General features: G+C 60.5%; 16 protein-coding genes. 2 read left to right on the forward strand and 14 right to left on the reverse strand.

Features of this window, described 5'->3' with window-relative positions; genetic code table 11:
- Nucleotides 1-10: 10 nt before the first annotated feature.
- The 3 genes from LIO64_RS04000 to LIO64_RS04010 all read right to left on the reverse strand — a co-directional run bounded on the left by LIO64_RS04000 (nt 11) and on the right by LIO64_RS04010 (nt 5,041).
- The gene (locus LIO64_RS04000) at nt 11-2,290 is read right to left on the reverse strand and encodes a tetratricopeptide repeat protein (RefSeq protein WP_290548159.1); all 2,280 of its coding nucleotides are present in this window, start codon (nt 2,288-2,290) and stop codon (nt 11-13) included.
- A 94-nt stretch (nt 2,291-2,384) separates the two neighbouring features.
- Entirely contained in the window at nt 2,385-3,710 is a 1,326-nt protein-coding gene (locus LIO64_RS04005) for a hemolysin family protein (protein WP_290548160.1), read from the reverse strand.
- On the reverse strand, nt 3,707-5,041 hold the full coding sequence (locus LIO64_RS04010; RefSeq protein WP_290548161.1) for a hemolysin family protein: 1,335 nt from the start codon (nt 5,039-5,041) through the stop codon (nt 3,707-3,709). Before LIO64_RS04010 ends, LIO64_RS04005 begins: the two co-directional genes overlap by 4 nt.
- A 167-nt stretch (nt 5,042-5,208) precedes the next feature.
- Here LIO64_RS04010 and LIO64_RS04015 point away from each other — a divergent pair, with 167 nt between their 5' ends.
- On the forward strand, nt 5,209-6,399 hold the full coding sequence (locus LIO64_RS04015; RefSeq protein WP_290548162.1) for a hypothetical protein: 1,191 nt from the start codon (nt 5,209-5,211) through the stop codon (nt 6,397-6,399).
- Nucleotides 6,400-6,870: 471 nt separating this feature from the next.
- Here LIO64_RS04015 and LIO64_RS04020 read toward each other — a convergent pair whose 3' ends face one another.
- The 11 genes from LIO64_RS04020 to LIO64_RS04070 form a co-directional block, all read right to left on the reverse strand.
- Nucleotides 6,871-9,015, reverse strand: coding sequence for a polyribonucleotide nucleotidyltransferase (locus tag LIO64_RS04020; protein WP_290548163.1), 2,145 nt, complete (start codon nt 9,013-9,015; stop codon nt 6,871-6,873).
- A gap of 455 nt (nt 9,016-9,470) precedes the next feature.
- A complete protein-coding gene (locus tag LIO64_RS04025) occupies nt 9,471-10,892 on the reverse strand; it encodes an efflux transporter outer membrane subunit (protein WP_290548164.1) in 1,422 nt (473 codons plus the stop codon).
- Nucleotides 10,889-12,448, reverse strand: a complete 1,560-nt coding sequence (locus LIO64_RS04030; protein WP_290548165.1) for an MFS transporter — start codon at nt 12,446-12,448, stop codon at nt 10,889-10,891. The genes LIO64_RS04025 and LIO64_RS04030 overlap by 4 nt, the downstream gene beginning before the upstream one ends.
- Nucleotides 12,449-12,457: 9 nt before the next feature.
- Entirely contained in the window at nt 12,458-13,468 is a 1,011-nt protein-coding gene (locus LIO64_RS04035) for an HlyD family secretion protein (RefSeq protein ID WP_290548166.1), read from the reverse strand.
- Nucleotides 13,465-14,082, reverse strand: coding sequence for a TetR/AcrR family transcriptional regulator (locus LIO64_RS04040; RefSeq protein ID WP_290548167.1), 618 nt, complete (start codon nt 14,080-14,082; stop codon nt 13,465-13,467). Before LIO64_RS04040 ends, LIO64_RS04035 begins: the two co-directional genes overlap by 4 nt.
- A gap of 146 nt (nt 14,083-14,228) precedes the next feature.
- Complete coding sequence (gene rpsO, locus LIO64_RS04045; RefSeq protein WP_022396563.1) at nt 14,229-14,483, reverse strand: 30S ribosomal protein S15; 255 nt, start codon at nt 14,481-14,483, stop codon at nt 14,229-14,231.
- Between the two features lie 101 nt (nt 14,484-14,584).
- Entirely contained in the window at nt 14,585-15,226 is a 642-nt protein-coding gene (locus LIO64_RS04050; RefSeq protein ID WP_290548168.1) for a sugar O-acetyltransferase, read from the reverse strand.
- Nucleotides 15,204-16,067, reverse strand: coding sequence for a L,D-transpeptidase family protein (locus LIO64_RS04055; RefSeq protein WP_290548169.1), 864 nt, complete (start codon nt 16,065-16,067; stop codon nt 15,204-15,206). The genes LIO64_RS04050 and LIO64_RS04055 overlap by 23 nt, the downstream gene beginning before the upstream one ends.
- Nucleotides 16,068-16,181: 114 nt before the next feature.
- Nucleotides 16,182-17,813: a hypothetical protein gene (locus LIO64_RS04060; RefSeq protein WP_290548170.1), complete on the reverse strand. Its 1,632-nt coding sequence runs from the start codon at nt 17,811-17,813 to the stop codon at nt 16,182-16,184.
- Nucleotides 17,800-22,989, reverse strand: coding sequence for a hypothetical protein (locus tag LIO64_RS04065; protein ID WP_290548171.1), 5,190 nt, complete (start codon nt 22,987-22,989; stop codon nt 17,800-17,802). The genes LIO64_RS04060 and LIO64_RS04065 overlap by 14 nt, the downstream gene beginning before the upstream one ends.
- On the reverse strand, nt 22,989-24,287 hold the full coding sequence (locus tag LIO64_RS04070) for a hypothetical protein (RefSeq protein ID WP_290548172.1): 1,299 nt from the start codon (nt 24,285-24,287) through the stop codon (nt 22,989-22,991). Before LIO64_RS04070 ends, LIO64_RS04065 begins: the two co-directional genes overlap by 1 nt.
- 115 nt (nt 24,288-24,402) lie before the next feature.
- On the opposite strand from LIO64_RS04070, the gene truA reads away from it, so the two are divergent.
- Nucleotides 24,403-25,194, forward strand: coding sequence for a tRNA pseudouridine(38-40) synthase TruA (gene truA / locus LIO64_RS04075; RefSeq protein WP_290548173.1), 792 nt, complete (start codon nt 24,403-24,405; stop codon nt 25,192-25,194).
- Nucleotides 25,195-25,213 lie beyond the last annotated feature (19 nt).

A 25,213-nucleotide genomic window follows, 5' to 3' on the forward strand; every position in this document is an offset into this window, starting at 1 on the left:
ATACTATTTCCTACCTTCCATGTCGAGAAGCCGATTCCAGAATTTGCCTGGCCTGGGCATGCCCGGGATCGCGCCGCAGGGCTTCTGCAGCAGCAGCCGCGGCGTCACGGTAACGTCCGTTGCGGTAAAGCATCACCGCCAGCGTGAACGGAATATCCGCATTCTCCTTGTCCAGGGAAGAGCAATTTTCCAGGTCCTGCAAGGCCTGCTCCAGCCGTCCTACCTTTTCATTGAGCAGTGCCCGGTTGAACAGGGCGCGGATGAAAGAGGGCTCTATTTTCAACGCTTCATTAAAGGATTCCAGCGCTCCCGGCTCATCATTGTTCTCAATCTGGCCCAGCCCCAGCAGATACCACAGGTTGGCATCCCTGGGCGCCAGCCGCACAGCCTCCCTCATCTGGTCCACCGCTTCCCGGCTGCGGCCCTGGGAGGCCAGAAAAACGGCATAATCCCGGTGCACTACGGAAGACGTGGCATCCCACTTCAAAGCCTTGGCAAACCATTGTTCCGCCGCCTTCGCATCCTTGCGGCTGATGGCTATCTGGGCCAGTTTCATCGCCCCGGACGGCTGGTCCGCCTGGTGCAGGGCGGCGGCGGTCAGTTCCTTCATGGCCGGGCTGTCCGGCGGCAGGGAATCCCGGAGAGCCCACTCCGCCTGCAGGCGCACGACCTTGAACGGGTCATTAAGCAGCTTGCCCGCGGCGGGATTGCCCGCACGTCCCATCACCTTGGCGGCGGCGGCGCGCGTCAGGGGGTCCGTATCCTTAACCGCAGCGGCAGCCAGCTCCTGAACGACGGGTTCATGCGCCCAGGCATCCATCAGCTCCAGCAGCGTGGCACGCCATGCGCCCACTTCTTCCCGCTTGAAACACTCCATCAGCAGGGGCAGCACGTCCTCCTTCCCTTCATAGGCGCGCTGCACGGCCCGCGTGCGGTCCCTGTACTGCGCCATCTTGGGCTTTGGCCCGTAATATTTTTCCACCGCTTCCGCAGCCCATTCATTGCTCTTTTCCTTATGGCACATGGTGCAGGCATTCGGAATGCCCAGCTCCACGCTCAGAAGGGGGTCGGGAGAATTGTAGGAATGGTCCCTGCGGGGGTCGCGGGCCATGTAGAGGCTTTCCGGCATATGGCATTCCACACAGCGGGCGCCCATGCTGGACTGGGGGCACGGCGTATGCTTGGTGATGTCAATGATGGGGGCTTTCACCCCGTTTACCGCTTCCCCGGTGCCGTGGCACCGCAGGCAGAGCGTGTTATCCTCCTGCGGAAGCTTCAGCGTTCCCGTATGCGGGTCATGACAGTCCAGACAGGTGACGCCCGCCTTGCCCATGCGGCTCAGGCGCAGCCCGGTTTCACAATAATCCTCGTCCCGCTGCATGCCGTTGGGCCAGAAAACGCCGGGCTGCACGGGAAGCACCAGCTGGAAATGGTCGTCAAAACGGTCTCCCACGGCAAAATCATGATCGAATTCGTCCCGCCGGGCATGGCAGGAGGCGCAGTTGTCGTGAATCTGCTGCGGCGTCAGCTTGTTTTTGGTGGAAATCATGCAGCCCGTTCCCGCCTCAGGCTTGTCCAGCAGCGGGCCGTGGCACTGAATGCAGGTCACGCCGGGTTCCGTCCAGGTGGAGGCATAGCGGTCCTTCACCGGATCATAATTTTTATGAAACAGGGACATGTGGCACCACGCGCACTGCGTGTTCCAGTTCATGCCGCGCCCCGTCCAGTGCCCCCAGTCGCCGGGCTGCCGCGTATCCTTGCCAAAAATGTCAAACCACTCCTTGCGGTTCACGTCCCACGCGGCGCTCAGGGTGTGATAGCCACCGTCCTTTGCAGGCACCAGATACTGCACCAGGGGAATTCTCCCTGTGGCCCACTCCGCCCGCCAGGAAGTTGAAGATTGGCCGTCATGCACCATGCGCCCCTGTCCATTCGTGGAAAATTGAAGAATGCTGCCGTGGGCGTCCAGCTTCATGTTATGGAACGCCTCAGACTCCCACTGGTCCCCCAGCTTGCGGAACGCCCAGGCGTGGTCCGAGCCTGCCCACTGCCGGAATTCCTTTTCATGGCAGGCCCCGCACTGCATGGAGATGGGCACCTCATTCTGGTCCCAGTGTTCACTGCCGCCTGAAAAAACGGCCGGCTGGGCTCCCGCGCCGGAACGCCGGTCCATCCAGGACTTCATCATGGTGCCCAGCCCTATCAGAGCCCCAAGAATGACAAGAAGGATCACCCACTTTTTCATGGAGGACCTGCTCACGGAAGCATCGGAAGGCTCAGGGTTGGACATGGCGAAAAATATTCTGCCATATCATACGCGCTCCACCAAGGAACTTTTACATCCACCGCTACAGTTCCGGAGGATTTTCCCGAACGCCTGCGGCTTATTCCTCCTCTTCCACGGCATCTTCCCGCATCAAGGGAGTAATACGGGTCACGATGCAGCGCTCCACTCCACCGTTCTCCGTCTGCGTCACCTTGAATTCCAGGCCGCGGTAGCCAACGGCGTCACCTTCCTTAGCCGGAGATTCAAGCAGATTGAGAATCAGGCCGCCCACGGTATCAATCTCCTCGCTCTGCAAATCCATGTCCATGGCTTCTCCCAGCTCTTCAATGCGGGCCAGTCCGGACACGTCGCAGGAAAAGCCCACCGCATCCCGGGGAAGATCCGTCAGCACCCTGATGCGGCCGCGGTCCCAGCCCATCACCTCGGAAAAAACGTCCGTCAGGGTCAGCAGTCCGGAGGTTCCCCCGTGCTCGTCCAGAATGACGGCAAGGCGCACATTGTCCTTCCTCATGATCTCCACCACATTGTCAAACTTCACCGTTTTAGGCACCTTGGGAATGGCGTGGACGTATTCAGCCGTCAGGGACTCTCCGCGGAACATGAGACGGAACAGGTCGCGTGCATGCACCATGCCTACCACGTGGTCCAGATCGCCGCGGTAAACGGGGTAGCGTGTGCGGCGGGTGCGGCGCACGATTTCCCGTATCTCTTCATGCCCCGCCCCTTCCGGAATGGCGTCTATCCTGACGCGCGGAGTCATGACCTGGTGCACGTATAAATCATCCAGATCAAACAGGCCGTCCATGATGCGGCCGGATTCCTCCGGCAGGGCGCCGTTTTCATGGCTTTCCTCAATAATGTACTGAAGTTCTTCCGCAGAATGGTAATGGGACTTGGATTCGTTCCTGTCCACGCCCAGCAGCCCCAGCAGGAAATTGCCCAGGGCGTTCATGCCCACGACCAGCGGATACAGGCAGAGCTGGATCACGTACATGGGCATCGTGATGACAAGACAAAGCTTCGTGGCGTACTGCAGGGAAAGCGCCTTGGGCACCATTTCCCCCAGTACGATATGCAGGTACGTCAGCACCGCCACGGACAGGACGCTGGCCGCGCCGTGCGCCACCAGCCAGGAGGCCCATCCGTGCTGGGCCAGCCATTCATGGAGCCATCCGGCCACGGCATGCTCCCCGTACATGCCCAGCCCCAGGCTGGCAAACGTCACGCCAAGCTGCGCCGTGGCAATGTAACGGTCCTGCAAACGGGGGGTTTTCAACACCTGGGAAACACGGCGCGCCACCATGTTGCCGGACAAGGCCATCTGCTCCAGCGCGGCGCGGGGCGCGCCAAGCAGGGCAAACTCCGCGGCCACAAACAGACCGTTCAGCAGGATCAGCAGCAGAATAATGAAAATCGTCATCATGCGTCCACCCCGCTTTCCATGGTAGGTTCATTTTCCTTCTTTTCCGGGGGGAGAAGCAGGATGGAGGAAACACGGTTGTGATCCATCTTCTCCACCACCAGGACGCGCCCGGCAATAATCAGACGGTCCCCCTCCTTGGGAATGCAGGACATGTGCTTGATCACGCAGCCGCCCACCGTAGTAGCGCCGTTCATCAGGAAAGGCACCAGGCATTCCGCCTTGTGGGCGCGCATCATGCCGGGAATGCGCACGGAACCGTCCGCCAGGTTCTCCACCTTTTCCCCGGAGCGGATAAATTCCTCATCAATATCCCCCACCATTTCACCCAGCAGGCGTTCCAGCGTCACCAGCCCCACAAACTTGCCGTACTCATCCAGCACAAAAGCTTCCTTGGCCTTGTCCTCCCGCAGCCGGGACATCAGCATCTCCACCGTCTGCATCTCCATCACGCACGGCGCCTGCCGCAGCATGGAGCGCAGGGGGGGAAGAATTCCCTTTTCCGCATAGGCGGCCACCATGTCCTTGATATGCAGCATGCCGATCACGGACTCACGGTTCCCTTCATACACGGGAATATGCGTATGGGGCCTGTCCGCAATCATGTTCAGAATATCCTCCTGGGTGGCGTCCACATCCAGGCAAACCAACTGGAAACGGGGAATCATGATTTGTTCCACCGTGCGTTCCGCCAGGGAAAGAGCGCTATGAAGCCGTTCATGCTCATCTTCTTCCAGCATCCCTCCCTGGTGGCTTTCATCCAGCAGCATATTGATCTCCTGCTGGGAATGGATGTGCTGGTGGCCTCCCGGCGGCAGGCGGAACAGCTTGAGAAGCAGAAGACCGCTTCCATTCAGGAAATCAATGAACCATGCAAAGAAGGTCAGCGTCCAGCGCATGGGGTAATACGTATACAGGGCCGCCTGCCTGGGAAACTGCAAAGCCAGGGACTTGGGCATCAATTCCCCCAGAATCACCTGCAAAACCGTCAGACCGATCAATACCACAATGGCGGCGGCGGAATTGGCCATGACGGAATCCATGCCGCCGAACCGTTCAAACAGGGGGTGCAGGTAGGCGGCCAGCTCCACCTGGCCGTACGCGCCCAGAACCAGGCTGGAAATGGTAATGCCGAACTGGCAGGCCGCAATGTAGCGGTCCAGCTCCCTGGTATTCTCCAAAATCCTCAGCAAATGGGCAGCCACCTTGCTGCCATCTTCCGCCATCTCCCGGATCATGTTGCGGCGCACGCTCACGGCGGCGAATTCTGCGGCAACGTAAAAGGCGTTGACCAGAATAAGGAAAAGGATAACGAAGATGATAAAAAGAATCATGTATGCCGGGGGCGCCCGTAAAACGCAACGAGCATCCGCATCATAGAGATCCCAAAAAACCTGTCAAGAACGGGAAACAAAAAAATCTGCCATAGTATCCATTTCTCCTTTTCCATTAACCTTCCTCCGGCATTGCTTCCTGCTTTTCTTCCATGGTAGAGTAAAGCATGTCCGCTATCCGCCTGCTGCTGCTCCCCCTGCTCTTTCTGAATCTCTGCATGGCCTCCGCGCCGGAAACGCCGCCTTTCAACGGACAATCCATGGAAAGGCTGACTTCCCTGCTGAGCATTCCATCGTCCTCCGGAGCGGAAGGCCCTTTCCAGCAATTCTGGTTGAAGCACGTCAAGCCCCTGGCGGACAGTTCCGGAACGGATGCGCATCAAAATGCCTGGGCAACGTTCCGCAGCTCGGATCCGGACGCACCGGAACTGCTGATAGACGCCCATGCGGATGAAGTAGGCGTTGTCATTGCAGACATTACTCCAAACGGGTTCCTGAAAGTAAGGCCCGTCGGCTTTCCGGACTTCCAGTCCATGCTTTCCTGCCCTTACCGCTTTGACGGAGAGCACGGTCCCGTCACCGCCTTTGCAGGATCGGTGCCCGGCTGGTGGCTGAACCTCACCCCCCTGCCGGCAGGTGGGGAATACATTCTATTTGACGCAGGGGCTTCCAGCGCGGAGGAAGTCCGGGACATGGGCCTGAGCGTCGGGCAACGGGGCGTTCCCGCCACCAAACCGGAACTGCTGCACGGCTCGCGCCTGATGGCCCACGGCCTGGACTGCCGCCTCAATTCCTTCATGCTGATGGAACTGGCCTCCTTCCTGGCCAAGCATAAAAAAGACCTGAAATACCATGTAACGCTCCTTTCCTCCTCCCAGGAGGAAATAGGCCTGGTGGGCGCTACGGCCTATTGCGGCAGGAATTACCCCAAACTGGCCATTGTCATTGACTGTACGGTGGATACCGTCCAGCTCAACGATCTCCCGTCCCACGAAAAAAACGGGAGGCTGACGCTCCAGTCCATGGGAAAAGGCCCCGTCATCTTCACCCATGAAAATATCTTTTGCCAGCCCATCACCACGCAGCTCCTCCAGCTGGCGGAGAAGCACCGGATTCCGTTACAGAAAGACGCCACCTTCCCTCCCGGAATGGCCAACTTCGTCCCCGTCAAGCTTTACGGCGGCCAGGCCTCCCTCCTGGGGCCTCCCATCCGCTATATGCATTCCCCGCGGGAACTGGCGGACCTGAAGGACGTGAAAGCTACGCTGGACCTGCTGGGCCGCTTTCTGTGCACCCTTCCGCCCCCAGCATTAAAGCAGGGCACGGAGAACAAGGCGAAGGAAGGACAAAAGCCCTGAACGTCCAAATCTGCCGGCAGGATTCATCAATATTCAAAGGGACTCTTCCGGACATTCTGGAAACAGGATCCGGACGGCTTCCTATTTGGAACCGTCATCCTCCAGATCAAGCAAGCAATGCCTGATCCAGAAAAAAGATTCCCCTTCCGGATGATTTTCCAGTTTCCCCAGAAACTCTTCCGCACTCTTCCGATCCGGAAACGATTTCGAAAAAACATCCGCTACCAGCAGGATTTCCTTATACAAAAAAGCACCGCTGTCCGCCCCCATTGCCAGATAAAAATAAAACCTTTTCCCTTTAGCCTCCGAAGGTACATCCAACCAAGACAATTCGGAAACCTCTACCTCACGTTTGTTCCGTATCAGAAAAAAACGGCCGCTGTTTTTATCCTGATTTCAGCATAAAAAAGCCCCGCTCCCGGAACAAACCGGAAACGGGGCTGGAAGTTTAAAGGTTTAACGGAAAAACCGTTATTCCGTGATACCGGCAGCTTCCGCTTCGGCAGCCTTGGCGTCGCGCAGAGCGGCGCGAACGGACATCTTCACGCGGCCCTTGTCGTCAATGCCAATGCACTTGGCGGTCACCACGTCTCCCACGCTGACGACGTCTTCCGTCTTGGCGGTGCGGCCTTCGGCCAGCTCGGAGATGTGAATCAGGCCGTCCTTGCCGGGAAGCACTTCCATGAACGCGCCAAAGGTGGTCGTGGAAACGATCTTGCCCGTGTACAGTTCACCGATTTCAATGGTCTTGAACATGCGGGTGACCAGGTCCAGCGCACGGTCCAGGCCTTCCTGCTTGGAGGCGTAGATGTGCACGGTGCCGTCTTCTTCAATGTTGATGTCAGCGCCGGATTCAGCCTGGATGGCCTTGATGTTCTTGCCGCCGGGGCCAATCAGCTCGCCAATGCGGTCGGCGGGAATCTTGGTGGTCTCAATGCGGGGAGCATTCGGGCTCATCTGGGCCGGAGCGGCAATGGAGTCATTCATGACCTTCAGCACGTCCGTACGGCCGGCCTTCGCCACGTGAATGGCTTCTTCCAGAATGGAGAGGGGGATGCCGGGCAGCTTGAGGTCCAGCTGGTAGCCCGTCACGCCTTCCGACGTGCCGCAAAGCTTGAAGTCCATGTCGCCATAGAAGTCTTCAGAACCGATGATGTCCAGAAGGGTCTTGTAGGTGGTGATTTCATGCTGGTCATTCTGTTCCGTCACCAGGCCCACGGAAATGCCGGCCACGGGGCGCTTGAGGGGTACGCCGGCCGCCAGCAGGGACATAGTGCCCGCGCAGACGGAAGCCATGGAGGTGGAACCGTTGGATTCCATGATTTCAGAAGAAACGCGGATGGCGTACGGGAATTCCTGTTCGCTCGGCACGACCGGGAAGATGGAACGTTCCGCCAGGGCGCCATGGCCGATTTCACGACGGTTCTGACCGCCGAAACGGCCGGTGTCACCCACGGAGAAGGGCGGGAAGTTGTAGTGCAGGATGAAGCGCTTTTCATTCACGCTGCCCGTGTAGTTGTCCATGTACTGGCGTTCTTCCATCGGGGCGAGCGTCGCCAGGCAGAGAGACATCGTTTCACCGCGGGCGAACATGGCGGAACCGTGCACCACGGGAGGCAGAACGTTGATTTCCGCCGTCAGGGGACGCAGCTGCTTGAGGGCGCGGCCGTCGGCGCGCTTGTCCTTTTCCATGATGGAGATGCGGAAGGCCTTCTTCTGGATGTATTCAAAGACCTGTTCCACGTCAAAGTCGGTGGCTTCCGGATGGCGTTCCTTGATGGCGGCTTCCACTTCGTCGCGCAGGGCGCCCACCTTCTTCTGCCGTTCCACCTTGGAGGCGGCATAAATGGCTTCTTCAATGCGGTCCCCGGCGATTTCATAGCCGATTTCCAGCAGTTCCGGCTTGGCGAGGCAGAGTTCATAGGAACGCTTTTCCTTGCCGCACACGGCACGGAGTTCTTCCTGCTTTTCGCAGATGACCTTCACGTTTTCCTGGGCAAGGCGCAAGGCGGCGATGAAGTCTTCTTCCGGCAGTTCGTTGGCGGAACCTTCAATCATGATGACTTGGTCCTTCGTGCCGGCAAACACCAGGTCAAGCTGGCTGTTTTCCCGCTGGGAGTTGGTCGGGTTGATGACGAACTGGCCGTCAACGCGGCCCACGCGCACGGCGCCCACGGGTTCGGCAAAGGGAAGGTCGGAAACGACGCAGGCGGCGGAAGCGCCGTTAATGCTCAGGATGTCCGGTTCGTTTTCACCGTCGGCAGAGAGCAGAAGGGAAATAACCTGCGTATCGTAGAAGTATCCCTTGGGGAACATCGGACGCAGGGGACGGTCCGTCATGCGGCACGTCAGGATTTCTTTTTCCGTGGGGCGGCCTTCACGCTTGAAGTAGCCGCCGGGGAACATGCCCGCAGCAGCGGCCTTTTCCTTGTATTCCACGGACAGGGGGAAGAAGGTCTGGCCTTCCTTGACTTTGGTGGCGCTCACCACGGTCACGAGAACGACGGTGTCGCCGCTGCGGACGACTACGGCGCCGTCTGCAAGACGGGCCATTTTACCGGTTTCAATCGTAATGGGATTCGTACCAACGTTGCATTCAACTGAATGTATGCTCATTATATTCTTGTCTTTCAGTCACCCGCAGCCTCATCAGCCCATTCAGACCGGCTCCGGGCGGGAAGCCTGAATGGCGTCAGGTACGGGCAGTGCCTCAGGAAGAGTTTTATCCACGGCAGTTTTTTCCCGAAATAAAAGGGAACACTGTCCGCGCGGCAGGGCGCACATCCCAGATGGATCAAACGCTCCGGCCCAGTCTTACCGGCTTGACAGCCTGTGAAAATCCGAAAATTTCTCAAGGCATGCCCGACAGAAACGCACCGGAAAACTAGTCCCCGAACGTCGGATGCCAGCATAAGCCCTGTCAAGGAGAATGCAAGCAAATAGTTTGATACCCCCACTATTCCGGGCTTTTCCCAACAACATGCCAAAATAACATTCCAGCAACGCCAGCCGTTTCTACCCGCCGGAAAACTTCCACCGGAACGGATTCAGCCGATGCTGATAGAAAACCCTTACTTACCTGAAGAAGCGGGGAGGCGGCGCCATCCGCCGCCCAGGGCCTTGCAGAATTTGACCACGGCATTCAACCGCATCTGCGCGGCGTCCGCCATGTCCAGCTCCCCGCTCAACAGGTTCCTGTGCGTATCCAGAGCGTCCATCAGCCCCACGTACCCGGCCTCATACTGCTTGGAGGCAATGTCCCAGCTGCGGCGCAGGCACTTCACCTCGTCAAGGGTGGCCTCGTAAACCTCCGCACTTTTACGGCGTTCCACCAGGGCGTCCCGGATTTCCCGGAAGGCGTTCAGCACGGCCTGCTCATAGGCGGCCTGGACGGCAGCGCATTCGGCGTCCGCCGCACGAACGGCGGCACGCTTTCTTCCCCCGTCGAACAGCGTCTGGAGAATGCCTGCACCCAAATCAACATTCCTGGAAGGCTGGTTCAGCAATTCGTTCAGCTGGGTACTGACCTGCCCCAGTTTTCCCGTCAGCACCAGGGAGGGCAACCTGTCCTTCCGCGCCGCCTCCTTTCCGTAAAAGGCGGCTTTCAGGCGGGATTCCAGTTCCCATATATCCGGACGGCGTTCAATCATGTCACCGGGAATCCGGGCCGGGATGGCCGGGGGGGAGGCCAGCAGGGCGGCATTGCCTCCGCCGGGCAGCCCGCCCTTCATCACCTCCCTGGGGCTGTTCCCCACCAGGACGGACAGCACACTTTCAGCACGGGACAGCTCGTTTTCCGCCAGCTTCAGCTGGGCCAAGGTTTTGGAACGCTCCGCCTGAACGCGGCGCAGGGCAAGTTCCGGATACTGCCCCTGCACAAACCTTTTTTCATACATGGCGCAGGTCTGTTCATAGGAGGCGTGAACGTGCCGGATGATGAGGCATTTTTCCTCCCAGGTACGCACATTGATGTAGGCGGAGGCCACTTCCGCCGTCAGCCGCAGGTAAACGGCATCCCGCGCCGCGGAGGAAGCCAGCAGCTCCGAACGGGCAGCCTCCGTGCGCGCCCGCAGCTTTCCCCACAGGTCCACTTCATAGGAAAGCACCCCGGACATGGACCACAAATCCCTTGACCGGTCCGGCAGGTTGTCCATGTAACGTTCTCCTTCGGACAGTTCCTGCCTGTTGGCGCCGGCTTTCAGTTCAGCCTGGGGCAGCAGGACGGCGCCCGCCTGCGCCGCCAGGGCGGCAGCCTCATCCACCAAAGCGGAGGCGCGGACAAGATCGCGGTTATGCGCCACCGCCTTTTCTTCCAGGCTGTTCAATGCGCGGTCATTGAAAATGCGCCACCACCCCTGTCCCACGGGAGAAGTCCGGGCCGTCCCCTCCGGCATTTCCATGACGGGTCTTTCAAAGACGCCCGGACTGCCGCAGGACGCCAGCAGCGCAACCAGAACGGACGGAGCTGAAAGAAGAGAAAGCAAACGGTTCATGAAGCAGCCTTCCTTTCCGGGCCGGATTTCAGGCAGCACAGCGCGAACAGGACTCCGGCAGCCCCCACGATCACCGTACAAAGATAAAAAGTATCCACGGAAAAAACCTGGCTCTGGAGCGCTACGGCCTTCTGCAGTACCGCATCCACAGACGCATGGATTTCCCGCGCCGTTCCTCCGGTTTCCGCAAAATGCTGCTGCCACATGTCAAGCGTGTGAACCGTTCCCGGAGAATCGTCCCTGACCTGTTCCGCCATGCCGAAGCGGAACTCCGTCTTCATATGGGCCAATACGGTGCTCACGCTGCTGACATACAGGGAGATGAAAACGTACCGCACGGTGTTCAGCGTCCGGGAGGAAGCGGCGGCGGAACGCCCCTCCACCCCTCTCAGGGCAAGCGGCGTAGCCGTATTGAGACAGAAGGCGTAACCGACGCCGAATATCCCCAGGGGCCACGCCACGTCCAGCCAGGAACACCCCGCATCCAGGCGGGAAAGGAAAAAGGCGGAGGCTCCCAGCGCCAGCAGCCCAGCCATCATGCCCACCCTCAGGGCCAGTTTTCCCTTGTGCATCAGGGGAAGCACGAGAACCGCCCCGCCGCAAAACCCGGCCACCAGAATCATAAACACATAGGCGATTCCCACCGGTTCATAATTCATCACATTGCGCATGAACTGCACCGTTCCCACACGCACCCAGCAAATGCAGAAAATGTTGCACAGGGAAGCCAGCAGGCCGCACAGAAACCGCCAGTTTCCCAGCACGCGGACGTCCAGCAGGGGGGTGCGGTGGGTCATGCAGGAGATGAAGGCCAGGGTAAAGGCGCAACATCCGCCGTACATCCAGCCCAGCACGCTGGGAACCGTCCAGCCGTCCGTCTCCCCGTAAATAAGCACCATCAGCATGCATACGCATCCCATTCCCACCGCCAGAAAGGAAAACCAGTCAAACTTTCCGCTCTTGGGAATCCTCTGGTTGGGAACGTACAGCGTCGTTAAAACGGCCAGAACGGCCGCAGCCGCGCCCACGAGGACAAACAGCCCCCGCCAGTGCCAGTACTGGACCAGCAGGCAGCCCACCACCGGACTGGCGCAGGAAGCCAGGCCAATGGAACACAGCTTCACCCCCATCGCCACGCTGCGGCGTTCCGGAGGCAGGGCGGCGTTGACCAGCCCCGTACCGTAAACCAGGGCCAGCCCTCCTCCCGCCCCTTGAAGGAAGCGGGCCGCAATCATGATGAAAAAATGATCCGCCGCCAATCCAAGCAGCGACCCGGCCAGCATCATCAGCAAGGCCATGCGCAGGGATCTTCTCAACCCGATGCGCGCCCACAGGTAGGAGGCTACGGTGAATGACAGGGCCGTCCCCAGCGGACACGCCGCCCCGGACCAGGAAACATCCAGCGTGCCCACGACAAACGTGCCTGACAAATCCGGCGTAGCCGCCGTAATGCATCCCATATTCAGGAACGTCAGCATCGTGCAGGTGCAGGCCATCCCTATCAGCAGGCGGCGCTGCCACGCCGGAACCATTGTTTGCTGAACTGAACCGCTCATATCCCTCTTTTAAAAATCAATGGAAACCTTCCCCTGCATCCCGGGACGGAATACCACGCCGTCCTCAGCCTTCGGCAGGCTTACCTTGACGGGAAAACGCTGCATGACCTTGGTAAAATAGCCGCTGACGTTCTCCGTGGAAATCAGGGAAAACGTGGCATAGGTGGCCGCCCCTATCTCATAAACCGTGCCATGGAACACCTTCCCTCCATACCCGTCCAGGGTGAACTGCACATCCTGCCCCTGCCTGATGCGCCCTATCTTGGTCTCCTCCACGCGGACGTTGAGCCAGATGTCCCCGCTGTCCACAATAGAAAACAGTTTCTGGCCGGAACTGACCATCTCACCCCCGTTCACCAGCTTGCGGGCAACTACCCCGTCCACGGGGGACTTGATCACGCACTCCCCGCACAGCACTTCCAATTCCTCCAGCTCTGCCCGGGCGGCTTCCAGCTGGGCCTGGGCAGACCGCTTTTCCTCCTCACGGTAGCCTTCCAGCTTGAGGGCCAGATTTTCCTGCTCCGCCTTCTCCACAGCCTGCGCCGCCAGATAGGAAGCCCGTACGGCGTCCCGGTCTGCAGAACTGATGCCCGCCTCTTCCCTCACCAGCTTTTCAATGCGTTCATAATCCCGCCGCGCGTGTTCCAGGCTGGCGGAGGCCTGGGCCGTCCGTGCCCGCTGGGATTCGATTTCCTGCGGCCGGAACCCGGTCATCATCTCATCATACCTGGCCTGCATCAGCTTGACGCGGGAACGCGCGGCCATCAGGCGCGCCTGCATGGTGCGGCCGTCCAGATGGGCAAGCGTCTGCCCGCGGGTCACGGCGTCTCCCTCCGCCACCTCCACGCTGGTAACGCGTTCCGCCAGCTTTGACCCCACGGAAACGATGCTCGCCTCCACGCGGCAGTCGTCCGTCTTCATGGAACGGCTCTCCCGGAAATGCCAGACGCCCCAGCCAATGGCGCCAACTGCCGCCAGGGCCATGCTCCCCAGTGAAATGGCCTTCAAATGCTTGCTCATGCGTCGCAGGAAAGGCGTTGCCGGGAAAATCCCTGAATGAACAAATCAATGGTCAGCTTCATGGAGGCCACCTTGTCCTGCCACGACCTGCTGTCGTCATTCAGGCAGTACATCAGCATATAGCCGTGCAGCGTATTGACGAAGGCGCGCACCATGAGCCGGACATCCCCCTCCCGGACCTTTCCCTTTTCCTGCATGGCGGTCATGTAATCGCACAGGAAGGAGTGAAGTTCCCGGGGATCGCGCAAAAAATCATCTCCGTTCGTATCCACGGAATCCAGCGCGCTCAAGTAGGCCCGGAAGGCGTTTCTTTTGGCTTTTGTCGCCTGGAAGTACAGGCGCGCCGCCAGTTTCAGGTCATGCGCCAGCTCCCAGGTTCTCTTACGCTCAAACTCTTTCTTCAATTCACTGACGTATTCCCTGTACCGGATGATTTCATCCAGCAGGGACTTTTTGGTGGCAAAGTAGCGGAAAACGGTCTTTTCACAAATCCCGGCCTTCTTCCCCACTTCCTGAACGCTGACGCGGTGGAACCCCCTTTCACTCATCAGTTCAATGGCCGCCTCCACAATCTTTCTCAGCGTGTTCTGCTGGACCCGTGTCATCTGCTCCATAGATGTCTGTCAGTGTAACAGACATTTTTTTACAGGTCAAGGCCCTCTTCCCGGGCATGGGAACGCCCCTCCCGGCAGGCGCAAAAAAAACGACCGCTGCGGAAAACCGCAACGGCCGTATCAAACGGGAATAAATGCTCCGCCGTTTAGCGGCGAAGGCCAAGACGCTGAATCAGGCTCTGATACTGGGCCAGATCTTCACGCTTGACGTAATCAAGAAGCTTGCGGCGCAGAGCCACCATCTTCAGCAACCCGCGGCGGGAAGAAACATCATGCTTGTTCGTGCTCAGGTGGTCGGTCAGGTGGGCGATGCGCTGGGTCAGGTGGGCGATCTGGTAGCTGGAGCTACCGGAATCCTTTTCATGCATCTTGAATTCCTGCAAATTGATTTCGTTACTCATAAGTGTTTTCTTTGAATGTATTTAGCTCGTGGCAGCGGCTAATCGACACTGTGAGGGCGCCAACTATGCATCATCCCGCCCCAAAAGCAATTCAAATTTCATCATACCGGAGAATTTGCCTCCGTTCCTCCGGCAGCAGCGCCATTCCCGCTTTTCTCAACCTGCCATGCCTCCCGGTCCTTTTCCGTAATAGGCCGTATCACACGGCAGGGATTTCCCACCGCCACCACATTGGCGGGAATGTCCTTCGTCACCACGCTGCCTGCACCTATCACGGAATTCCTGCCGATGCGAACGCCCGGCGCAATAACCGCGTGACCTCCTATCCACACCCCGTCCTCAATGGTGACGGGCAGCGCAAATTCCAGCCCCTCCCTTCTCAGGCCCGGGTCCACGGGATGCCCTGCGGTGTAAATGCCCACATTGGGGCCTATCAGCACGTCATTGCCGATCGTGACCGCGGCGCAGTCCAGAACTACCAGGTTGAAATTGATATACACACGGTCCCCCATCCGGATATTGAAACCATAGTCGCACCGCAGGGGCGGTTCCAGATAGCAGCCTTCCCCCATCCGGCCGAAAAGCTCCGCTGCCACCTCCCGGCGCAACCCCTCCTCCCCGGGAGCAGACTGGTTGTAGCGGAAGACGAGCTGGCGCGCCCTGAGGCGGGCGGCCGTCAAGTCAGGATCCTGGGCATGGTACAAGCGCCCGGCCAGCATGTTATTCCAATCCTTCGAGGCCATGGGATGAAGAGGGGGTTACGACATCCGCTCCGGAAGAGGGCAGCGGCGCGTTCCCCTGTTCTTCCACAGACGGTGCGGCCGCGGCATCCTTTTCTACGGATGCTTCCGACCTTACAAGCTCCCTCTTCCCGGAGGAAGGGGAATTTGCGCCAGCCTGCGGAGCGGACGGCTTATGCACCGTTCTGAAAACGTCATCCGGTTTCTTCTGAAGCTCGTGAATGTTCCAGCTCCCGTCCCTGACAATCACGCGGGTTCCCACGGGAGCCACCTCAAACAGGTTCTTTGCAATCAGATGGGGAATGCGGATGCACCCATGGGAGGACGGGCGGCCGGGCAAATACCCTTCATGAATCCCCACGGCCCCGTTCACTCTCATGAAATAAGGCATCTGGGCCGGTTCAAACCTTTCTCCCGGCCGTGCGGCATCCTTCCGTATATCCCCGTCGCGCTGCTCTCCGGCGGCATTGATGAAGGTTCCGTAATAGGAATGATGGTCCTTGTCCTTGGAAGCGATCCGGAAACAGCCGGCCGGCGTCATGCCGGAGCTTCTTCCGGAGCTGATGGGCGCATACGCAATGCGGTGCGTTCCGCGGTACACATACATCATCTGCTTTTTCTTATCCACCACGACCAGAAGCTTTCCCGGCATGGAGGGATCGTCCTCCCACTTGAGCAGATGCCCCGGAATGGTTCCTGTTTCCTTAAAATACCCGGTCATTTCTTCCACCGGAATATTGGAAGGGGAAGAAAGGGGGGCATCCTTTCCCGTAGTGCCGCAGGAGGAAAACAGAAACGGAACGCACAGGCAGGGAACCAGCAGCTGGGGAAAGGATAACTTCATCTCGGGGAGTCGCATCACTGCGTTAGACAACGGGAGGCCGGAAAAAGGAACCGCTTTTTGACAAAACTGTCAACCATCAATCAAAAAATTCTTTTCCGTTCCCGTTCCGCATCCTCACCACATCCGGGCGCGCCTGCCGCGGCTCCCCTCATTCACAGGCCCGTGAAGCAGTCCGTGGGACCACGCCTCCGCAAACGTGCGCGCGGCATCCGCCGTATGGGAATGTCCGTCATGCACGGGGCTTTCCGCTACGGAACCACCCGCACCGGGCGGCCTGGACCTGTACAATTCCAGATGTTCCACCCCTCCGGGTTCCTCCTCTCCGCGCATGTTGCGCACCCTCTCCTGGGTGCGGGCATGAAAGAAGCTGCGTTCCAGCAGTTCCCGCAGGGTATTGATTCCCCTCCAGACATCCGTGGTCCTGGGAACGACGCGCACGTTCCCCAATCCCAGCCGCCCCATGTTCTCTACGTAGGAAACACCGTGCGCATCCCTCCGCGCCGCGTCATGAGGCAGCAGATGCGCCGTAACCGCCACACCGTGCAGCTTTTCCCATTCCCGCATCTTTTCCACATAGTGGGCCAGGGGCTGCTGGTTGGCGGCATAATGGTCCAGCCAGTGGAAGCTGTCCCCCATCACCTGCACAAGCCAGATGGCCGTATGGTCGCTCAGGCCCAGGTCCCACGCCGTGAAGGATGGCGCGCCGGGGTCCGCGGCAAACTCCATCCCCACCCGCCCCTGCTCCCGCAGGGCCATGATGCGGCTGCCGTAAATGCTACCTTCCTCCCCGGTGGCAAAAGCTTCCTGCGGCGTTCCCGGATACTCCTGCTTCATGGCGGCCCCCATCACCCGGGCCATGCGGGCGTACCACCTTTTCTGGCCGGAATCCAGCGTTACTCCCGTTTCCCGTTCCAGAGACAGGAAATACTCATCCAGTTCCCGGCTCCATCTGCCACGGCCGGGCAATGTATATTCCTCCTGGTCAAACCAGCTGAAAAAGAAAAACCGGAAATCCAGGGGGGAGAGCTCGCTTTTTCCCAGGTTTTCCATGGCTTGGCGCGTCAATTCGTAATTCACGCCGTACCGCCCTCCCTCATGGGTGCTCTCCTTCAGGATGAAGCCGCCGGGAGGCACCGTATTGATTGCCCCCGTGCGGATCTCCCTGGCCCGCCACGGCGCATGCACGGAAACATGCGCCAGTTCGGAAACGTGCAGGAACTGCATGGTGCCCCCGCGCAGGTTCGTCCCCACGCGCACATCGCTTCCGTTGGCAAAAGCCAGGCGGGTGCGTGCGGCCGTGCAGGGACGCCATTCCCCCTTCTTCTCCACGCCGGACAGGCTCTTGATCCTCTCTCCCAGCCGGGCCAGCGCCACATCCATCGCGGAAGGATTGGGCGGCACGTAATCCAGATGGTCCCAGGCGAAATGCAGCTTGGCGAGCTTCTGCTGGGCGTCCGGAAGGCTCTTGTCAATAATGCCGCAATGGAAATTGGACCGGAACAGGCTCATGTCCAGCATCAGCATGGCCACATACGTGGAAATGCCCAGCTGGCGCGCTTTCAGGATGTCGTTCCTGTACCACAGCCGCTCATGCAGCCGCCGCTGGGCCCTGTTCAGGGAAAAACGCTGAAGCTGGCCGGCCTTGTTTTCTATCCAGTACAGATGTTCCAGCCGCCAGAGCTGGCTGGACAGGACGGACTGCCACGGCAGGCTCCAGGATTCTGTCAGCTGATTAAAAGTTTCCATGTTCCTCCACCAGCTTCTTCAGCAATGCTCCCTCCCCCGTCATTCCCTTCAGGGCATCCGTCCCCCTGTCCAGGGGCAGGCGGTACGCCAGAGGATCGTTCAGCACATGGGAGACAAAGCGCAGCGCCTGCACCATCACGGGATCAAACAGGTCAAGCTTCCCGCGCAAATAGCCTTCACGCACGCCCAGCTCCTCATACAGCCTGATGACATCTTCCATGAAGCACCCCACGGCCTGTTCCCTGTTCCACCAGAAGCGTTCCTGGGCATCCTCATTCCCCAGCGTTTCAAGAATCCGGCCCAGAGACCGGCCACGGCTCTCCTGCACGGTTTTCAGGGAGGGTTCCTCCCCGGCTCCCGTGAAGCACTCCAGCGGAATATAGGAATCCCGCTCGGACCCCGCAGGCAGCCCCCTTCTGTCCAGATAAACGCCATTCCACGCATGCACCACGTACGGCGCGCGCGCCGGACGCACAGGACTTTCCGGAACGCCCGGCATCAGGCGCACGGTATGCCCCGGATCGTCCGGATCACGGTAAATCACGCAATTGGCATACATCGCGCGCGCCTCCTCCGGATCAGGCAGGAAGGGGAGCATGCCCCCTTTCATCTCATCCTGCCTGCGGTCCAGAACATCAATCAGGGAGGCGGCTTCATCCAGGGGAAGCTCCCGGCGCCAGGCATCCGTGACTCCCTGGGGAGCCTCTTTGGAATCAATCCGGTACGTCCTTCCCCGCCAAATAACGCCGGACTCCGCGGCCTCAGGCCGGCCCGCAAAATCACGCCGCACCGCGTCCAGCGTCTCCACCGCCCGGACCACGTCCGGACGGCTGCGCCATGCGGCTGGCGCAGGAACGCCGCGCCTGACGGAAAAATCATCTTCCACATACAAGGGGGCGTCCAGAACGGGCTGCGGGAGGGGATCCCCCATCGCCGCCAGAGAAACCTCCTTCGTGCGCAGGACGCCCTGTCTTGCCCCTTCCCTGAACGGGCGCTTCACCAAATGCAGGTACAAGCCGGGATGTTCCGGATCCGGCCGCCACAAATTCAATTGGGGAAATTCCCTCAAAGCCGCGGCCAGTTCCGTCATGCGGCGTTCCGCCAGACGTTCCATCCTGCGGTCGGAGCCGCTGTATCCGTCCAGCCTGGACAGGGAACGCACCAGGTCTTCCCTCACGTGGTCCGGAGCCGTGGACAAAAGCCTGCCTGTCATCAGGCTGTGGGAATACCTCTCCATCATGGGCAGGCGCACTTCCCCGCTCCCTGCATTCCAGGCGCGTTCCGCCCGTATCCGGTCATTCATTCCCACCGTCTCACGGAGCATGCCCATGAACTCGGCGGTACCAGGCCCCTCCTTCAGCGTTTTCTTCAACTCCGCGGCGCGGCGCACCAGTTCCTCCAGGGGTTCGGGAGCCCTGTCCGGGCTTGCGGCCCCGTAGCGTGCCCATGAAGCCACCGTTTCCGGAACGGCGTCATGATCCAGATGGGCAAAAAAATACTCTTTGGAAAGCTGGGACAGTTCCTCAATCAGCTCCGTCTCTCCGGGCAGCCCCCGGCGGCGGGGAACGCGGCCCAGATGCTGAAGCATCTCCCAGGCGCCCTCCGGAGAAATCTGGTCCGTGCGCATCAGCCGGTCCCAGACGACCTCCGCCTTGTCCTCAATCAGGGCCAGGGGATTGTGCGTATTATGAAGCCGCAGCCGGTGCATCACGAGCCCCTTGGCCGTGGGTACGGGCAGATTGTCCGCATCCACGCCCAGCTGCTGCACGTCCCCCACATACTTGCCGTGAATATCCATGCGCTCCCTCAGGGCATCAGGACTCATCAGCGTTTCAGCGGCCACGCGGCCCCTGCCCGTCACCTCCAGGCGGTCTCCGGAACCCACGGCTCCGCGCAGGCCATAACCCGCCTTCAGCATATCCGCCACCGCCATGGCCGTCAGGCTGTCATACAGGCAGGAAAGGCGTTCCCCCTGCACGTTTTCCAGCCCGGAGGTCAACCGCAGGTAATTGGTATCCCATTCCGGATGCCCGCTGCGGGCATGCCATTCCCAGCTCCGGATCAAATCCCTCTTGGCCGTGCAGGCAGGGGAAAACATCATGGAAACGTTGGCCATCAGGTCCGCCCCGGCTGCCTCCCGGGAAGAGTGCCAGGCCGACCATTTGCCATTGGGGTACCGCACCCTCCACAGCTTTTCCCCGCCTTCCCCGCCCTGCGACGACTGGAACAGGCGCGGAGACAGGAGGGAAAGATTTTCCACCGCCTTTTTCGTGCCCGGATAGATGCGCGGAACCGCCTGCTCCGGTCCGGCATCCAGCCGCGGCGCATCCAGTACGGAGGCATAACGGGCCACCTGCTCCGGCTCCACTTCCAAAAAACGGGACAACAGCCGTCCGTAGCTTTCCACCGGCGTATAGCCGCGCCCCACATGCACATCAAACTCCTTCATGTTGGGAAGCACATGGAACAAACTGTTCACATCCGCCTGGGTTCCCCATACAAAACGGTTCATCTCCCGCAATTCCGGGCTTACCCCGTGGCGTTCCCTGTCCCCCAGGGAGGCCATCATGCCGCTCATGCGGGACAGGGCGGCGGCCAGGCCTTCCGGGTCCGACGCGCGGGCCAGCAAATCCGGGGCATGCAGCAGGGCGCTCCCCTCCTCCAGCCAGCGGTGCGCCCTGGCACAGGAAACCTCATCACGGCAAAACGACTGCCACAAGCGGAGGGCCACATGGCCGGACACCTCTTCATGGGAAGCCCCGTGCACCCGCTCCATCACCCCCTCATAAACATTGGCGCGCGTTCTGCGGTCCATTTCCACAGTGACGGCGTCCCAGTCCCTGCCGGAAAGCCCCGCACTGCGTCCCGCTTCCTCCGGATAAGCCAGCAGCAGCATCCTGTACGGACGGTAGGCGCGCTTCTTCAGCCTGTCTTCCACAAACGTCCGGCGCAGGGCGTCCGCATTCACGTCATAGTCCGCCGCATTTCTCAAACGCCACGGAATTTCCCGCCCGTTCCTGTTCCGAGATAACCCCAGGTCCTCCTCTTCCATACGGCACAGGGCTTCATACCAGGAGGAAAGGGCCTCCTCTACGGAATTCCGGCCCTGCGTCCTCTTCATCGCCACGCCGGGAGCAGGCTCCGCCCCATAAACGGGCCGCCCGTCCGCGCCAGCGGACTCTCCCACGCGGGGCAGCCCGGCCCGCAGCAACCATCTGGTCCTGGCCTCCACATGGTCCGGATGGGGGAAAAGCTTCTTCAAGGCCGCTTCAGACTCAGGAAAATCCCTCATTTTCCAAGGCTTCGTACGGACAGGGGAGGGCATCTCCAGAAAATCCCTTACGTCCTGCTCCGTCCTTAAAAAGGGTTCCCCGGCTTCATCCAGCACGCGGGACCATTCCAGAGCTTTTCTGGAAATATACAGGGACCCCCACAGGGGGGAATCACGCAGGGATTTCTGAAGCATCTCCCCGGCGCGGCGCACGTCCTTCTCCCGCAGGATGCGGGCAGCCGTTTCCTCCGGAATGCCGAACACCTTCAGCGGCGCACCATCCCCCAGCAACGTTCCGGCATGGCGGAAATGGCTCAGGGAAGCCTTACCGGCGCCGATCAGCAGAAACGGCATCATCATGGCCGCCTCCCTCAACTGGTCGTCCACGGACATCTGCCTTTCCTTCCATCCCTCCCAGTCCACGCCGGATTCCCTGCCCGTAGCAGCCCCCACTCCTTCCTGAACCACCATGGGGGTCAGCTCCATCAGCTTATTCTCCGCCGCCATCTTCACGGCATCCGCCGCTACGGCGCCCGTTCCGGAAAGAACCGCCCCCACGCTTCCGGCAGAGGATCTCATGGCACGGAAGGCCCGCATCCCCTGCCCCAGCATCCGCTGGCCCAGCTTTGTCATCCCGAAGGAAAGCAGGGTGTTCACGCCCCCGGAAACGACGGCTCCGCCCATCTGGGCATCAAACACGCCGTCCGGATTCATGCGCCGTGCATCCGCCATGTGACGGCCAGTTTCCCCGGCCATCAGAACGCCCAGCCCTGCCGGACCGCCAAACGCCAGCGCCGTGGATGCGCCCTGCTGGGCCATGTCCACCAGCATTTCCCGGAACCAGGGGGCATCCTTGCCCCCGCGCAGGGGAGCAAACTCCATCCGGGCAAAATTCCGCAGCTCTTCAAAACTCCGGGAGTACCTGTCCAGCGCCTCCTTTTCCCGTCCCTCCGGAAAGGCCCACGCCGCACCGTTCACGGCCAGCTGGGCCACATTCTCCGCCGCTTCCGCCGCGCCCCGTTTCAGTGCGCCCCCCAGGGCAGTCCGGAAAGCGGGCTGGGTGCGCAGGAAGGGAGCCATCATGCGAAACACCTTCTGACGGTCCCCTTCACCCAGGGACGCCAAGCAATCCACGGCGCGCACCACGTCCGGAACCCCGGTGGCCACTTTCCTGTTCATCTGCACGGCGGGAAAATCCCCGGGAGCGGGAACCTCATTGGCTACCAGCCCTTCCAGTCCCTTGCGAATGATTCCGGCAGCGGAAGCCAGACGATTCCTGTCATCCAGGGCGTCAGACACGGCCCTGCTCTTCAACTGTTCCGCCACGGCCTGCAAATCCTCCGGCCAGGCGGAAACGGCCTCCCGCCGCCGTTCATCCGGCGCCGCTCCGTTTCCGGCCAGTGTCCGGTCATACTCCTCCTGATACAGTTCAAACAACGTCTCCCGCTGGGAAAGACGCACCTGGTTGTGCATGGATACCGCTACAAACAACTCGTCATCCGAACTCCCGGACGCTCCATACTGCCGCGCCACCTGTTCCCGGATGTCCTTCCAGTCCTTCCGGATGCGTTCGCGGGGAATCCCCCCTGAATCCGCCACCCATGACTGCATCACGCACGCGGCCACCCGTTCGCGGTCAGCCGTTCCGGGCGCATACATGGCTTCAGCCTTCTGCCTCACTTCCCGCGGAATGGTCATCACATCCCCCGTCAGCACGCTGTTCCAGTACTCCTCACGCGCCATCGCCTCCTGCTCCGGGGCCCCTCCCGCGCCGGAAGCTCCGGCGAACGCCGCATCCTCCTTCCGAACATGGTTTTCCTCCATACGGGAGGGGGTTATTTCCGGCGCACCCTCTTCCATCAGAAGAGCCCCGCCTTCTTCCCGGTTCATCTCATTTTCCATCATCACTTTCCTTCCTTTCCGTTGTTCATATCCCTGAATCCCACCCAGCCCGCATCCTGCAGGCGGTTTTCCTTCTCAAAAACTTTCTCCAGCTCCGCCGCAGGCTGTTCCGGAGACCTTTTCACCGCCTCCATCAATTCCATCTGGACGCGCTTCCATTCCTCCACGGCACGGGCGTCCGCCGACGGTCCCCAGGCCCCGTTCCGGAACATGGAAGCCAGGCGGCGGGAAGCTGCGCGGCGGGTCTCCAGGGGAACGTTCATCATCACCTCGCGCCTCCGGAGAAGCCTCTCCACCTGCGGCGCGGGAAGGCCGGAAGTAGCCACCTCAATCATGGCATCCGCATCACCGTCCCCCCCGCAATCTTCATCAACCAGGCAGGTCATACGGCACAGCAGCATGTCATCCCCCGGGACGCTGATGCCGGAAAACTCCGCCTCCTTCCGCCGGTCCCGGGAGGCCGTATAACGCCTCAACTGCTCGGAACTGATCAAGCCATACTTCTCCGCATTCGCCAGTCCGTCATCCCGCAGCAACCCTCCCCCGGAGACGGTGCGGGCAACGGAATCCGCGTAACGCCGCTTCAGTTCTCCATACGCGGCCACCGCCTCTTCCGCCACCTTCCTTTCCTCAGGAGTCTGCGGTTCATCCTGCCCCCCGGAAACAAGGCGTACAGCCGCCGCCGGATCACGGCGAACCTCCTGCACCGCCTGGTTCACGGCCACACGGCTGCGGGCCTCTTCCGCCATGCGGGCGGCTTCATCCCCGGTCACAAATACGCCGCGTCCCTCCTCAATCCTGCGTTCAGCCAATCCGGAATCCCCCTGCTCCACGGCGGTCCGCACCCCTCCCGCCCAAGACTGGCGCGCCTTTTCCAACTGCCCCAGGCGGGACATCTTCTGCAAATAAATAGTTCCGGCAGTCTCCAAATTTTCCCGCGCCAGGTCCACTCGCTCCCTGACCGGGGCGGACATCCGGTCCGGCAGATAGGACGGGAGCCTTTCAGACAACGCCTTCTTCCACCTCTCCTGAAGACGGTCCGGCTCACCTCCGGCTTCCAGTTCCCGCATTATGTCCTGTTCAAAGCGGTACATGCCGTCGCGGGCCTGCGCCCACTGTCCGGCGTCCCTCACCTCCTGCATCTCCGCCAGTGCGGTTCCCGCCGTCCCGGCCAAATCCATCACGCCCGCCGCCAGGTTCCTCACCCCGGCGGCCTGTGCCTCAAACGCGTTCAGCGGAATCACGCCGGACAAATCCGGAGCCACATGCAACATCCCAAAATCCTGTATTCGTATAGCCATCTTTTAATGGCCTCCAAGCTAGAGAGCGGAAGGAACGCCCGGCATCCATTCCAAACCGTCACCGCCCGGCACTTGCCTCTTGCCAAAACCGGACCGTTCCAACACAATCACCCGCATGGCCCGCATCCGTTTCACCGCCGCGTACGACGGTCGCCCGTACCTGGGCTGGCAAAGCCAGCCGGGGGGACGCACCGTGCAGGACGTCCTGGAACGCGCCTTTTCCGCCCTTTTCAGTTTTCCCGTCCGTATCCACGGCTCCGGCAGGACGGATGCCGGCGTGCATGCGCTGGGCCAGGTCTTCCATGTGGATGCGCCGGACACCCACCGCATTCCGGCGGACAAATGGCCCACCGCCCTCAACACCCGCCTGCCCCGGACCATACGGATCACTCACGCGGAATACGTGCATCCCGGCTTTCATGCCCGGTTCAGCGCGTCAGGAAAAACCTACCGGTACTGCATCTCCCGTGCACCCGTCCTCAGCCCCTTTGACGCCGGACTGGCCTGGCACCGTCCACTATCCTGGAGCACGGACACGCTGGAACAGGCCGTCAGCCTCTTCCTGGGAACGCACGATTTCACGGCCTTTGCCGCCCTTCGCGGCAACGAACCGCGCCCCATCCCGGCGGATTACTTCCGCCGCACCATCACGCAGGCGGACGTGAGGCAGGAGGGGGAGCATGTCTTCATCACCTTTACCGGAACGGGTTTTCTCTACAAGATGGTGCGCCTCATGGCGGGGGCTGCCCATGAAGCGGCGCGGGGGAAAATGGCGCTGGAAGAACTGGCGCGCCTGATCAACCTTCCGCACCCGGGCGACAAAAGCCCGTTCTGCGCCCCTCCGGACGGCCTCACGCTGATGCAGGTCCACTACCCGGCAGAGTCCCCTGAAGACAAGACGGAATGAGGCAAAAACAGGAGGCTCC

Source organism: Akkermansia sp. (genome assembly GCF_020860705.1).
GTDB lineage: Bacteria > Verrucomicrobiota > Verrucomicrobiia > Verrucomicrobiales > Akkermansiaceae > Akkermansia.

Bases quoted from the DNA above. Each gene is read 5' to 3' on its own strand.
- LIO64_RS04000 (WP_290548159.1), bottom strand. From the start codon at position 2,290: ATGTCCAACCCTGAGCCTTCCGATGCTTCCGTGAGCAGGTCCTCCATG.
- LIO64_RS04005 (WP_290548160.1), bottom strand. From the start codon at position 3,710: ATGATGACGATTTTCATTATTCTGCTGCTGATCCTGCTGAACGGTCTG.
- LIO64_RS04010 (WP_290548161.1), bottom strand. From the start codon at position 5,041: ATGATTCTTTTTATCATCTTCGTTATCCTTTTCCTTATTCTGGTCAAC.
- LIO64_RS04015 (WP_290548162.1), top strand. From the start codon at position 5,209: ATGTCCGCTATCCGCCTGCTGCTGCTCCCCCTGCTCTTTCTGAATCTC.
- LIO64_RS04020 (WP_290548163.1), bottom strand. From the start codon at position 9,015: ATGAGCATACATTCAGTTGAATGCAACGTTGGTACGAATCCCATTACG.
- LIO64_RS04025 (WP_290548164.1), bottom strand. From the start codon at position 10,892: ATGAACCGTTTGCTTTCTCTTCTTTCAGCTCCGTCCGTTCTGGTTGCG.
- LIO64_RS04030 (WP_290548165.1), bottom strand. From the start codon at position 12,448: ATGAGCGGTTCAGTTCAGCAAACAATGGTTCCGGCGTGGCAGCGCCGC.
- LIO64_RS04035 (WP_290548166.1), bottom strand. From the start codon at position 13,468: ATGAGCAAGCATTTGAAGGCCATTTCACTGGGGAGCATGGCCCTGGCG.
- LIO64_RS04040 (WP_290548167.1), bottom strand. From the start codon at position 14,082: ATGGAGCAGATGACACGGGTCCAGCAGAACACGCTGAGAAAGATTGTG.
- rpsO (WP_022396563.1), bottom strand. From the start codon at position 14,483: ATGAGTAACGAAATCAATTTGCAGGAATTCAAGATGCATGAAAAGGAT.
- LIO64_RS04050 (WP_290548168.1), bottom strand. From the start codon at position 15,226: ATGGCCTCGAAGGATTGGAATAACATGCTGGCCGGGCGCTTGTACCAT.
- LIO64_RS04055 (WP_290548169.1), bottom strand. From the start codon at position 16,067: ATGAAGTTATCCTTTCCCCAGCTGCTGGTTCCCTGCCTGTGCGTTCCG.
- LIO64_RS04060 (WP_290548170.1), bottom strand. From the start codon at position 17,813: ATGGAAACTTTTAATCAGCTGACAGAATCCTGGAGCCTGCCGTGGCAG.
- LIO64_RS04065 (WP_290548171.1), bottom strand. From the start codon at position 22,989: ATGATGGAAAATGAGATGAACCGGGAAGAAGGCGGGGCTCTTCTGATG.
- LIO64_RS04070 (WP_290548172.1), bottom strand. From the start codon at position 24,287: ATGGCTATACGAATACAGGATTTTGGGATGTTGCATGTGGCTCCGGAT.
- truA (WP_290548173.1), top strand. From the start codon at position 24,403: ATGGCCCGCATCCGTTTCACCGCCGCGTACGACGGTCGCCCGTACCTG.